The following is a 12,293-nucleotide window of genomic DNA, read 5'->3' as shown; positions in this document are numbered from 1 at the left end:
ATGCCGATAGGCAGCTACCTATCAACGACTTACGTTGAGAACGTAACAAATAACCCGGACAATCCGGATATTCTTAACAAAAAATCCCCCTGAACTTACCGGTTCAGAGGGACGTTTCTGTCATAAAGTGGAGCTGGAGGGATTCGAACCCTCGTCCAAACGAGGAAATCATAAGCTTTCTACATGCTTATCTTTGCCTAAGTTTTTCGTGCAGGAGCAGAACCAAAGCCATCAATTCCTGCCTTATCCTCTAAATTTTCATCCGAAGCGCGAGGCCACTTCTGACTATCCCCGATGTAACTGCACCACTGAACCGGAATGCTTCGGAGCAACAGCTTCCGAGTGATGTCTCGTCCTGGCACCTGGTGCCTGGATTAAGCTAATCTACTATGATTCGATTAAGCAGCAAGAGCGTAATTAGTTTCGCCAGATAAAATTTTGATAACTGAGATTAAAGTGCAAATCACCGACGCACTGCATGCTTACCCACCATTTCTGCCCGCTGTCAAAACCAGTCAACCCCTTTTGAGATGAGGAAGTGGTAACCACTTATGTGGCTGCAAAGATAGGGAATATTCATCATAAAGAAAGAAAAAGAGGATGGATTTTAGATATTTTATTCATTCCGGAAAGAAACACAGGAGATTATACTAACTTTGTGTTTTCAGAATATAACGAAGGCAACCAACAAACCCTCAAAATAACATCTATTTATTATGGTCGAAAAAATCATTAGTATCTGTGCAGTCGGCATGCTTGTAGCCAGTTGTTCTCCAAAGAAGACAACCGCACAGCCGGCAGATCCAACAACAACTGACAACGAACTGACTATGCTGGTAGGAACATATACTTCCGGCGACAGTAAAGGCATTTACACTTTCCGGTTCAACGAAGAAACCGGAGCATCAGTACCACTCAGTGATACAGAAGTTGCTAACCCATCATACCTCGTTCCGTCGGACGACGGAAAATTCGTTTATTCCGTCAATGAATTCAGCAAAGACCAGGCATCTGTGAGCGCCTTTGCTTTCGATAAAACCAAAGGAACGCTTCGCTTATTGAATACTCAGAAAACAATGGGGGCCGATCCGTGCTACCTGATCACCAACGGAAAGAATGTTATCACTGCCAACTATAGCGGAGGGAGCATCACTGTCTTTCCCATCGGAAAAGACGGTTCTCTGCTACCCGCCTCCGATGTAATCGAATTTAAAGGTTCCGGACCGGATAAAGAACGACAGACAATGCCTCATCTGCACTGCGTACGTATTACTCCGGATGGCAAATATTTACTCGCCGATGACTTAGGTACCGATCAGATACATAAATTCAATCTCAATCCGAATGCCAATGCCGATAACAAAGAGAAACTCCTGACAAAGGGTAATCCGGAAGCTTTTAAGGTTGCTCCGGGTTCCGGTCCCCGACATCTGATATTCAGTCCGGACAGCAAGTTTGCTTACCTTATTAACGAAATAGGAGGGACGGTAATAGCTTTCCGGTATACCGACGGAATGCTGGATGAAATTCAAACCATTGCAGCCGATACTGTAAATGCACAAGGCAGTGGCGATATCCACATCAGTCCGGACGGAAAATATCTCTATGCCAGCAACCGCCTGAAAGCAGACGGAATTGCCATCTTCAAAGTCGACAAGACCAATGGTACCCTGACCAAGGTAGGTTATCAGTTAACGGGAATCCATCCGCGTAACTTCATCATTACCCCCAACGGCAAATATTTGCTGGTAGCGTGCCGCGACACCAATACCATTCAGATATTTGAAAGGAACCAGACTACCGGACTATTGACCGACATCAAGAAAGATATAAAAGTAGACAAACCTGTTTGCCTGAAATTTGTAGACTAACAGAACAGGAACTTTAAGGAGAAACAGACAGTTTTACCTTGAAAAGACGAAAAGGAAGACGTTTTTTATTATTTTTGCATCACTTTTATTAACCCAAAGAGATTTCACAAATATGAAAAGACACGTCTTCCTTTTGGTAACCTTGTTTACCATGGGTACTATTACGGCCCAACAGCAACCCATTATTTCCCCAAACGACTCTATTTCTTCTGTAGTCCAACGCATCACCGGAAAAGAAAACAAAGGATTCTCCGCTCACATGAACCTGCAACTCTACACCTCATGTGCTGCTTCTTTTACCGAGAATGAATTAGAGGAGGTCGCTTTCAAACTTAATCGGTTCAAATTAGAAATTGTAGGAAATATCAACCAAAAGTTCTCTTACCATTTCCGTCAATCTTTTAATAAATACAGCAATCCCTTTGTACTGGACAACCTGTCTTCTTCCGTAGAGTATGCTTATCTGACCTATCACCTCTCCGAACGCTTTTCCATCACCGCCGGAAAACAGTTCCTCATGCTGGGTGGCTACGAATACTATGTCAACCCGATTAAAGTGCGTGAGTTCAGTGAATTTAATAATTATGTCAACTGCTTTCTGGCAGGTGTATCTGCCACCTGGAATGTAACCCCTACTCAGGAATTGAACTTCCAGATAGTAAACAACCGTAATGGTGGGGATGAAGATACCTATCTCCACGGGCTACCGGCAAATGTAGAAGCTACCAAAGTTCCCCTGATCTCAACTATCAACTGGAACAGTTACTATCTGGATAAAGCCATCCAGTTAAGATATGCCGCTTCATGGGGACAGCAGGCCAAAGGAAGAAACATCCTGTATCTCACTGCCGGAAACGTCTATGAAAAAGGGCCATGGATCGCTTATGTAGATTTAATGTACTCCCGACAGGGGATCGACAACAAAGGCATTATCAGTGCCTTACCCCACACTGACCTGGAGAATCCACAAACGGCCCAATATACCGAATACTTCACTACCATTGCCAATGTGGACTACCGTCTCCATCCCAATTGGAATGTATACTTGAAAGGTATCTACGAAACCGGTAAGATTTATAAAACAAACGGAATCTTTGAGAAAGGCACCTATCGTCGTACCTGGTGCGGGCAAGCCTGCGTAGAATACTATCCGATGCGAAACAGCGAACTATTGATCTTCCTCCATTATCAGTACAAACGGAACGAACTCCTGAAAGCTGCCCGCCGTTTAGAAGCTATAGACCCGAATACACAGCGGATTTCGCTAGGCCTGGTATATTCCATTCCGGTTTTTTAATACCGGGCAGTTCATAAAGGAAAGGCGAAAGAGTTTTATACTTAGGGGGAACTTTTTCGCTTTTCAAAGCTTTCACAATAATCCCTTTCCCCTTCTTCGTACATTGCAGATAATCCTTGCGCAAAGTGCGTTTATCCATATCAAAAATAAGACCGGGATTAAAATGTTGCCCGTTAATCCGCGTTTCGAAATGCAGATGTTCCGTAGTAGCCCGCCCGGTACGTCCGGTCAGGGCAATAGCTTTTCCCGCTTTCACAGCATCTCCGCTTTTTACCAGATTCTTCACATTATGACTGTACACCGTTTCCAATCCATTGGGATGGCGAATCACAATCACATTGCCGTATGCACCATAAGGTTTTGCCATACGTACCACTCCGTCAAAAGCAGCGCGAATCGTATCACGGGCACAAGTTTTTATATCATCCCCACTATGTCCGCCACGGGTTCCATAACCGGAAATGACTTTACCTCCCGGCAAAGGAAAAGAGTAATTCCGAGACAGGGAATTCAGATCGAGCATGATGCAATTCTCTTTAGCAAAAAGTCCCGGTGTAGCCACCCGGACATGATTAACCTCCATATCCGAGAATTTGGTTTGTGCACTGCGTTGTGCACTCGTACACAACGAAAACAGAGATAAAATCAAAAAAGTGTGTATGTTCTTCATGGACGCTTGTTATTCAAAATAGGTGATCGTTCCTCCGTCCGATCCTGCATATCTTCGCAATAAAGTCTGTATCATCCCGGCAGCCTCCTGCAATCCTTCCTTCCCATTATAACCATTAACGATGGCTAATATATGAGTCGTTTCCAGATCCATCTTTGTCCGCTCGTTATCACTGGTAGGTGTTCCTATTCCTCCCACGGCATCGCGGTATACCGGAAGTCCCTCTATGTTCAGTACTCCACGGCCAATACCTTCGAAAGGCTCTTCTTTTTTGCCTATCCCCAGCTCCAGATTGGTGCCCGCTATCTTATCCGCATCAAAACCACCTATCGAATGCCCGGTCCGAAGAGAAACCAGATTGATCAAATCGACCAGAGTATCAATCTGATACAAGGCAATTCCCCGCATCAGCCTGCGACGTAATGCTTCGGCCGATGGGCGATATCTTCCGGGGTCTTTTCCACACCGTTTGTAAGCCTCACGTGTGGCAGCTATCACTGGTTGTTTTTTAATATCTTCCAACTGGGTTGTTGCAGTGAGCTTTTCTGTAAAAGATTGAATCTCCTCCCAAAGCCCTTCACAATAAGAAGTGTTTTTCACTTCAGCATATACAGCAGCTCCTGCAAAAACAGGACATGCTTCTTTTAACTCTTTCGATATAGTAATGGTATACATAATAAATCAAAATTTTGTCCATCAGCAGTTTATCATAATACCCGATAGAATACGTCCGGACTTTATGCCTAATCTTCTCGCTGAAAAGAAATCTTCATAATGGATGTAAGTACAGATATCCGCTACTTCAATCTGAACTCCCGGCACACCAAAGTCTAATAGTTGCTGCCGGTTTGCCTCCCATAAGTCAATATGGTACTTATGGGTAACCGAATGTCGGAAAGAGATACGCGACATATCAAAACCATTCAAACGAAAAGCTTCATAAACTTCGTCCCCTACTTCGAATGATTGAATAGAAATACCCGGGCCGATACATGCAATCACATCCCGTCCCTCCGTACCAAATGCCGCCCGCATTTTCTCAAGCGTGTGTCCCACGATATACCCCACAGTTCCCCGCCATCCGGCATGTACGGCTGCTACACCCCCATGTACTTTATCATATAGCAGTACCGGAATACAATCTGCCGTTGAAATACCGATACAACACCCCGGTTCATTGGTAATCAATGCATCTATCCCGTTCAGCATTTCCTGTTGACATTCTATAGAAGTCTCCAGAAAATCCTTATTAATCAGAAGCACTTTTGTTCCATGCGTCTGGAAAGGGAGGATCAGATGTTTCGGTACTTGCGGTAACGATTGAAACAATAAAAGCTGATTCTTTTTTACTTTTTCAAATTCATCCCCCGAGTAAGGAGAACAATTAAAAGAAGCATACGCTCCCTCACTATAACCTCCATGTCGGGTCGTCACAAAATGAGAAATGTTGGGGTATACGCCCAACAGCCCATACCCCAACATTTTCTTATCGTCGGTGAGTGAAATCATTTATCTTCCCAATCTTCTTCGTATTCGTAATCCAGATCATCTTCATCACTATCGTCCTCATACTCATAGTCGAGTTCTTCATCCTCTCCCATGTCTTTGAGTTCCTGTTGCAGTCTGCTGACATCCTTCGGACGATGCACAATAGCCTCTATTTTATTGCTCTCTTTATTCAGTTCCGTCCACAGAATATCCTTCAATACTGAGATACCCAGACCGGATACGGACGAAATGAACACATGAGGGATTCCCTCAGGCAATGTCGGCTCTATTTCATCCATCAACTCCTGATCGAGCATATCACTTTTGGTGACTGCGAGTACCCGTTGCTTATCCAGCATTTCCGGATTAAACGTTTTCAGCTCGTTTAGCAGCACTTCATAATCTTTACGGATATCGTCACTATCTGCCGGTATCATAAACAGTAATAAAGAGTTGCGTTCAATGTGACGTAAGAATCGTAATCCAAGCCCTTTACCCTCACTGGCTCCCTCGATAATTCCCGGAATATCTGCCATCACGAACGACTGTCCGTCACGGTAAGACACAATACCCAGGTTAGGCTCCAAAGTAGTAAACGGATAATCAGCTATTTTGGGTTTTGCCGCAGAAATAGCCGACAATAACGTAGACTTTCCGGCATTCGGAAAACCAACCAGACCTACATCTGCCAACAGCTTCAATTCAAGGATCACTGTCATTTCTTGCATCGGTTCACCCGGCTGGGCAAAACGGGGAGCCTGACGGGTAGCTGTCTTGAAATGCCAGTTTCCCAATCCGCCTCGGCCACCCTTCAGGAGAATGACTTCCTGTCCATGTTCCGTAACATCACATACATATTCTCCCGTTTCGGCATTGTAAACTACCGTACCACAGGGGACTTCAATAATCTTATCTGCGCCGTCTTTACCAAAACTGCGGTTCTTGCTCCCCGATTCTCCATGACCGGCCATAGCATGACGGTCATACCTCAGGTGAAGCAATGTCCAGTAGTTCCGGTTACCACGCAGGATAACATGGCCTCCTCTACCACCATCTCCTCCATCGGGACCACCGTTAGGAGTATATTTTTCTCGCCTCATGTGCGTAGAGCCTCTTCCACCCTTACCCGAGCGGCAGTATATCTTTACGTAATCAACAAAATTCGATTCAGCCATAATCAATAAATTTTCAATGTGATCATGTGCCGACATACCCATAATCCATGCTATTTTCTTAATGAGCACATCGGCACATATATAATTATAATGTATCTACCGCTTTACAAATATCTTCAAAGATACCTTCCATGGTGCCAAGACCATTGATATGCTGGTATTTGCCTTCGCCCTTATAATACTCTTTCAACGGTGAGGTCTGTGTATTATATACAACCAGACGCTTTTTGATAGTCTCTTCATTATCATCAGCCCGACCTGATTCCTGACCACGCTTAATCAGACGAGTCATCAACTCTTCTTCCGGAACATCCAGATCCAGCATCACAGAGATATCCTGTCCACGTTCTTTCAACATCACTTTCAACGCCTCAGCTTGCGGAATAGTTCTTGGGAAACCATCAAAAATAACCCCTTTACTATCCTTAAAGCTATCGAATACGCTTGCCAGAATGTCTACCATCAATTCATCCGGAATCAACTGTCCCTGATCAATGTAGCCTTTAGCTGTTTTACCCAGCTCTGTGCCGTTTTTAATTTCTGCACGCAATACATCTCCTGTTGAAATGTGGTTAATTCCGTATTTCTCTACAATACGTTCGCTTTGTGTTCCCTTTCCTGAACCGGGAGCACCGAAAATTACAATGTTCAGCATCTTGTTAATTTATAATTCTACATTTTACCATTACTGGTATACCTATTATTTATTTTATGTTAGTCTATAACTGTATAAATATCCGGATAATTACGCCCGAAACCGTCGTAATCGAGTCCGTATCCTACAATGAAATCATTGGGAATATTCATTGCGACATATTCAATATTCAGATCCACCTTAAGCTTATCCGGCTTTACCAGCAACGAAGCAATGTGGATTTCCTGTGGCCCGCGCGTTCCCAGTGTTTCCAGCAAACGCTGCATAGTCAGTCCCGTATCTACAATATCTTCTACGATAACAACAGTACGTCCCGCTATATCTTCATTGATACCGATCACTTCTTTAATAGTACCGGTAGACGATACTCCCTGATAAGAGGCTAACTTTACAAATGAAATTTCGCAGGGAATCGTTATATGTTTCAGCAAATCGGCAGTAAACATGAACGAACCATTCAACACACTGAGGAACAAAGGGTTCTTACCTGCCAGGTCACGATTAATTTCATTCGCCACGCGAATCACTTCTTTTTGAATCTCTTGTTCCTTGATAGAAACAGTGAATAGTTTATCTTTTATCTGAATGGTATTCATAACCGGTTATTTTAAAAAAGTTGGTTGCAAAAATACGATTTTTATTCCACTCCTTACACCATCTCCTGCAAATTCTTTAAGAGAAGCGGCAGAATCCCTCCGATATGCGAGGTGAGAAAAGCCATCCGGAAGCTGAACTAATTATTTCGATGGAATTAGTATTAATCGTCATCTGTCTTTTACCTATTTTTAGGTATTTCACACTCTTTAAGTACCCTATATCTTTGCTGATCCAAAAACAAAGATTATGATAAGAACAAAATTTGCATTACTACTGACTTTTATAGGTGCACTCCCTTTAGCAGCACAGAATGTACGGCAAGAAAAGGACACAGTTTCTTATATGAATGATGATCCTTTCAACCTTGAACAAATTGTGGTTACAGCCACCCGAACTGAAAAAAAAATAAAAAATACACCGGTTATCACTCAGGTAATCACCGCAAAACAAATAGAAGAAAGGGGAACCGGTAACATCCAGGATCTCTTGACCCAGGAGGTACCCGGACTCAATTTTCAGGAAGTCGGTTATGGAACCAGTATCGACATACAGGGCTTGGGCTCCAAACATATCCTTTTCCTGATAGACGGTGAACGCATAGCAGGAGAAAACGGTGGCAACATTGACTATTCACGAATCAATCTTTATAATATCGACCATATCGAAATAGTCAAAGGGGCCTCTTCTGCCCTTTACGGCTCACAAGCTATGGGTGGAGTCATCAATATCATTACCCGTAAAGCTAAAAAGAAGTTTGAAGCCTCCGCAGGGATACGTTATGCGGGAAAAAACCAGCAAAATTATAAAGATACCCCCAAGGACCATTCACAATACAAGTACCGGACCCATTTAGATAAACCCAATCTGAACACCAATTTATCCCTTGGATTAAACTTAGGAAAATTCACGATGAACACCGATATACTTTATAAAAGTTTCGACGGATATCAATTATATGACAAAAAGCCGTTGGTAAAATTCTTCCCGGCCTATAACACCACAATTACCGAAGAACTCAACACAACTCCCACCAGCATATCGGGATACGAAGACGTGCAAGTAACCCATAAAATGGATTATCGTTTCAGTAAACGACTGAAGGTCCAGTTAAAGGGAAGCTATTATATGCTAAACAAGTATGATTTTCAAGCAGATAACATTTTCGAAAAATCAGAAGACTATACTTATGGGGGCACAATAGACTATACGATTTCCGATAAATCGGCTCTGGTTGCTTCTATTCATGCCGACCATTACAATCGTTATGATAAATACGAATTGAAAAGCGGGCGCCGCCTTGAATATAAAAACAATATTATTCAGCCACGCGTCGTTTACACTACCACTGCATTGGACAAACAGACCATCACAGGCGGTTTGGAATTTTACAGAGAGTCATTGTTCAGTGATAAATTCGAAACCGGTGTAAAAGAGAACAAAAGCCAATGGTATGCTACCGCTTTCCTCCAGGACGATTGGAGTATCAACAAGCAATTCTCCGTTGTGGCGGGACTGCGATGTGACTATCATGAAAAATATGGTGCCAACGTCACTCCCAAAGCTTCTGTCATGTATAAAGTATTCCCATTCACAGTCCGCTTCAATTATGCACGCGGATACCGTTCACCCAGCATTAAAGAGCTCTATATGAACTGGGATCACCTGGGGATGTTCTGGATATATGGCAATAGTAAACTGAAACCTGAAACCAACAATTATATATCACTTTCAGGAGAGTACGTGAATAGTTGGATCAATATCAATACCAACATCTACAGTAACTGGTTCCGAAACAAAATAGAAGGAATGTGGAGTAATGACCAAACCGAACTCCATTATACCAATGTGGGGAAAAGTCATCTGGCAGGAGTTGAAACCATGTGCAAGGTACAGATAAACAGACACATCAATGTACACGGAGCTTACAATTACCTCTACACAAGCAAAGACGCTGACGGAGTCCGGTTAAGTTCTTCCAGTCCACATTCCGGCAACATCCGTGCCGAATACAATACACGTATCCCCCGTTATGCCACAGTTGTCAATCTGTCCGGCAATATCATGGGAAAAAAGAGATTCGACGTATTGGACGAACTCGAAATAGAGGGAAAGAAAGTAGAAGCCTACTATCAGGCTAAGGTGAACCCCTATTGTCTTTGGGATCTGACGGTGTCACAATACATCATGCAGAACCTGAGAATCACGGCAGGAATAACCAACCTGTTCGATTATACCTCAGACCGGGTAACCTTCAATACCTCTACCTCACCGGGAAGAAATTATTTTATCGCATGTAATTATACACTATAAATAAATTAAACTAAAACAAGTATGAACAACAAAAGCAAATTCAGATTCGCCATTCTATTATTTGGCGTACTATCAGCATTTATCAGCACCTCCTGCTCAGGTGACAATAACGGTTCTCTGCCCGACGATCCCTCACAGGGGGGAGGTGCTTTACCGGTAAAACAGGTAAGCCTGAGCCGGAAAACAGCATATGGGAACGACTGGATTTATTATTCACTTGAAAAAGGAAAAGAAGTAAACGTCAGTGAAGAAACCCATGCCGAAAATACAGATTGGGATATCGCATTCAACCGTTACAATGTGCGTACCAACAGCGGCGCATCCGGTAAGGGAAAAGGTGGTGCTTTACTCACGAATATCAAAGATATGGCAGCCTGTACGACAGTTCCTCAAGGAACATTCACTGTCGATGCATCCTATACCATTACCGCTCCCGGCACCGGATTTCCTCCTCCTACCATGGAGTCTACTGCCAACGAAGTACTTTGTAAAGCAATCACTTTTGCCGGCCCCCCTCCCACTTACACGCCAAGTGATTATGTATTTATCGTCCGCACAGTCAGTGGGAAATATGCAAAACTAAAAGCCAAAAGTTTTTATGATGACGAAGGCAATAGTGGCATTTATTCCTTTGAATACGCCATTCAGCCGAATGGCAGTACCAATTTAAACTAAGTAACAATCTCTAATGAAAAATTTCTGGAAGAAATACCATAAATGGGTAGGTTTGTTCTTTAGCTTCTTTATCCTGATGTTCTGTTTCTCAGGCATTGTACTCAATCACCGTACAATTTTCTCAAAAGTTGAAGTCAACAGAAACTGGATGCCGGAAAGCTATCACTACAGAAACTGGAATAATGGAATTATAAAAGGAACATTACGCCTTCCTGATGGGAAAATTCTGGCATATGGTAATGCAGGAGTCTGGCAAACAGACTCCTGTTTCATCACCTTTACCGATTTCAACCAAGGTCTGGTTCGGGGAATCGACAATCGCAAAATAAGTAATATCATCCGCCTTGCCAATAACGATATTTGGTGTGCCGGATTATACTCTGTCTATCTCCTGGACAAAAACAAATGGCAGGAGTATCCGATATCCGGAAATGAAGAACGAATCTCTGATATAACCCAACGCGGAGATACTCTGGTCGTGCTCACACGTTCTAATCTGTATACCAGTGTATCTCCTTACCATCAATTCAAAAAAATAGAATTAAAAGCCCCCGCGAGTTATTCACCGAAAACCTCCTTATTCCGTACCATCTGGCTCCTCCATAGCGGAGAGTTGTTCGGTACACCCGGCAAACTGGTAGTTGATTTTCTGGGAGTAGTATTAATCATTCTCAGTATAACGGGAATCATATATACTTTTCTTCCCTCATTCATTCGCCGAAGACACAGAAAAAGGCTCCCTGTCAAAACACAGGCAAAGGCCTTGAAAACTTCACTGAACTGGCACAATAAATTGGGTACATGGCTGATCGTACTGACCATATTGTTATCTGTTACGGGTATGTGTCTCCGACCGCCCTTAATGATACCTTTTGTTCTGGTGAACACGAACCCCATCCCCGGAACAACTCTTGATTCAGACAATCCGTGGCATGACAAACTCCGCAGTATCCGATGGGACGCATCAAAAAATGTCTGGTTATTGTCTTCGTCAACCGGTTTCTATCTTATAAAAGACTTTACACTGCCACCGGTTAAATTAAAACGAACCCCACCAGTAAGTCCTATGGGAGTTAATGTGTTTTATCCGAAAAACCCGGACGAATGGTTAATCGGCTCTTTCAGCGGACTGTTTATCTGGAACCCATCTACAGGAAGTGTTCTCGATTATTATACAGGGCACCCCCCGGCAGCAACTTACGGGAGACCACTCGGCGGCAGTCTCGTTAACGGATTCACCGACGATTTAATCACGCGGGAGGTAATCTTCGAATACGACAACGGAGCACGCAATAAAGAGAATAATTTAGCATTGCCGGCAATGCCTGTTTTTATGCAACAGCAACCCATGTCATTATGGAATTTCTGCTTAGAACTCCATGTCGGTCGCTGCTATTCACCTTTCTTAGGTGTTTTCTCGGATCTATTCGTTTTTATCTCCGGACTTCTGCTAACGTTGATTCTCATTTCGGGATACATCGTGTATAAAAGACACCATAAACGAAGCAAAAAAATAAGGATGCATTAATTGCATCCTTATTAAAACAGTTTATAG

11 protein-coding genes and 1 other RNA gene are annotated in these 12,293 nt (G+C 43.1%); 5 read left to right on the top strand and 7 right to left on the bottom strand.

Annotated elements, in window-relative coordinates:
* Positions 1-125: 125 nt before the first annotated feature.
* Positions 126-523: a transfer-messenger RNA gene (ssrA, locus tag G7Y45_RS08575) on the bottom strand.
* A 193-nt stretch (positions 524-716) separates the two neighbouring features.
* Between ssrA and G7Y45_RS08570 the strand changes: the two genes are divergently transcribed.
* Together G7Y45_RS08570 and G7Y45_RS08565 are read left to right on the top strand one after the other, a co-directional pair.
* Entirely contained in the window at positions 717-1,871 is a 1,155-nt protein-coding gene (locus tag G7Y45_RS08570; RefSeq protein ID WP_005775865.1) for a lactonase family protein, read from the top strand.
* 112 nt (positions 1,872-1,983) lie between these two features.
* Positions 1,984-3,168, top strand: coding sequence for an OprO/OprP family phosphate-selective porin (locus G7Y45_RS08565; protein ID WP_005818731.1), 1,185 nt, complete (start codon positions 1,984-1,986; stop codon positions 3,166-3,168).
* On the opposite strand, the gene G7Y45_RS08560 is transcribed toward G7Y45_RS08565, so the two are convergent.
* The 6 genes from G7Y45_RS08560 to hpt all read right to left on the bottom strand — a co-directional run bounded on the left by G7Y45_RS08560 (position 3,107) and on the right by hpt (position 7,752).
* A complete protein-coding gene (locus tag G7Y45_RS08560) occupies positions 3,107-3,838 on the bottom strand; it encodes a M23 family metallopeptidase (RefSeq protein ID WP_005809895.1) in 732 nt (243 codons plus the stop codon). The genes G7Y45_RS08565 and G7Y45_RS08560 overlap by 62 nt on opposite strands.
* Before the next feature lie 9 nt (positions 3,839-3,847).
* Positions 3,848-4,513: a B3/4 domain-containing protein gene (locus G7Y45_RS08555; RefSeq protein ID WP_005775861.1), complete on the bottom strand. Its 666-nt coding sequence runs from the start codon at positions 4,511-4,513 to the stop codon at positions 3,848-3,850.
* 21 nt (positions 4,514-4,534) lie between these two features.
* Complete coding sequence (gene pgeF / locus G7Y45_RS08550; protein ID WP_165015990.1) at positions 4,535-5,347, bottom strand: peptidoglycan editing factor PgeF; 813 nt, start codon at positions 5,345-5,347, stop codon at positions 4,535-4,537.
* On the bottom strand, positions 5,344-6,501 hold the full coding sequence (gene obgE / locus G7Y45_RS08545) for a GTPase ObgE (RefSeq protein WP_165015988.1): 1,158 nt from the start codon (positions 6,499-6,501) through the stop codon (positions 5,344-5,346). The genes pgeF and obgE overlap by 4 nt, the downstream gene beginning before the upstream one ends.
* Positions 6,502-6,586: 85 nt before the next feature.
* Entirely contained in the window at positions 6,587-7,156 is a 570-nt protein-coding gene (locus G7Y45_RS08540) for an adenylate kinase (protein ID WP_005809902.1), read from the bottom strand.
* Between the two features lie 59 nt (positions 7,157-7,215).
* Positions 7,216-7,752 carry a hypoxanthine phosphoribosyltransferase gene (hpt, locus tag G7Y45_RS08535; protein WP_005809904.1) on the bottom strand — a complete coding sequence of 179 codons (537 nt, stop codon included), beginning with the start codon at positions 7,750-7,752 and terminating at the stop codon, positions 7,216-7,218.
* 247 nt (positions 7,753-7,999) lie between these two features.
* On the opposite strand from hpt, the gene G7Y45_RS08530 reads away from it, so the two are divergent.
* The 3 genes from G7Y45_RS08530 to G7Y45_RS08520 are packed head-to-tail and all read left to right on the top strand — an operon-like array spanning position 8,000 to position 12,266.
* A complete protein-coding gene (locus G7Y45_RS08530) occupies positions 8,000-10,063 on the top strand; it encodes a TonB-dependent siderophore receptor (RefSeq protein ID WP_165015985.1) in 2,064 nt (687 codons plus the stop codon).
* Positions 10,064-10,084: 21 nt separating this feature from the next.
* The gene (locus tag G7Y45_RS08525; protein ID WP_122329955.1) at positions 10,085-10,738 is read left to right on the top strand and encodes an HmuY family protein; all 654 of its coding nucleotides are present in this window, start codon (positions 10,085-10,087) and stop codon (positions 10,736-10,738) included.
* Positions 10,739-10,751: 13 nt separating this feature from the next.
* Positions 10,752-12,266: a PepSY-associated TM helix domain-containing protein gene (locus G7Y45_RS08520; RefSeq protein WP_165015982.1), complete on the top strand. Its 1,515-nt coding sequence runs from the start codon at positions 10,752-10,754 to the stop codon at positions 12,264-12,266.
* The last annotated feature ends 27 nt before the right edge of the window (positions 12,267-12,293 follow it).

Origin of the sequence: Bacteroides sp. ZJ-18 (assembly GCF_011038705.2) — a bacterium.
Classification (GTDB): Bacteria; Bacteroidota; Bacteroidia; order Bacteroidales; family Bacteroidaceae; genus Bacteroides; species Bacteroides hominis.
The sequence above is the reverse complement of the archived record's forward strand: the minus strand, read 5'-3'. Positions and strand labels throughout refer to the sequence as shown.

Excerpts from the sequence above, each read along its gene's own strand:
- G7Y45_RS08570 (WP_005775865.1), top strand. The coding sequence starts at position 717 with ATGGTCGAAAAAATCATTAGTATCTGTGCAGTCGGCATGCTTGTAGCC.
- G7Y45_RS08565 (WP_005818731.1), top strand. The coding sequence starts at position 1,984 with ATGAAAAGACACGTCTTCCTTTTGGTAACCTTGTTTACCATGGGTACT.
- G7Y45_RS08560 (WP_005809895.1), bottom strand. The coding sequence starts at position 3,838 with ATGAAGAACATACACACTTTTTTGATTTTATCTCTGTTTTCGTTGTGT.
- G7Y45_RS08555 (WP_005775861.1), bottom strand. The coding sequence starts at position 4,513 with ATGTATACCATTACTATATCGAAAGAGTTAAAAGAAGCATGTCCTGTT.
- pgeF (WP_165015990.1), bottom strand. The coding sequence starts at position 5,347 with ATGATTTCACTCACCGACGATAAGAAAATGTTGGGGTATGGGCTGTTG.
- obgE (WP_165015988.1), bottom strand. The coding sequence starts at position 6,501 with ATGGCTGAATCGAATTTTGTTGATTACGTAAAGATATACTGCCGCTCG.
- G7Y45_RS08540 (WP_005809902.1), bottom strand. The coding sequence starts at position 7,156 with ATGCTGAACATTGTAATTTTCGGTGCTCCCGGTTCAGGAAAGGGAACA.
- hpt (WP_005809904.1), bottom strand. The coding sequence starts at position 7,752 with ATGAATACCATTCAGATAAAAGATAAACTATTCACTGTTTCTATCAAG.
- G7Y45_RS08530 (WP_165015985.1), top strand. The coding sequence starts at position 8,000 with ATGATAAGAACAAAATTTGCATTACTACTGACTTTTATAGGTGCACTC.
- G7Y45_RS08525 (WP_122329955.1), top strand. The coding sequence starts at position 10,085 with ATGAACAACAAAAGCAAATTCAGATTCGCCATTCTATTATTTGGCGTA.
- G7Y45_RS08520 (WP_165015982.1), top strand. The coding sequence starts at position 10,752 with ATGAAAAATTTCTGGAAGAAATACCATAAATGGGTAGGTTTGTTCTTT.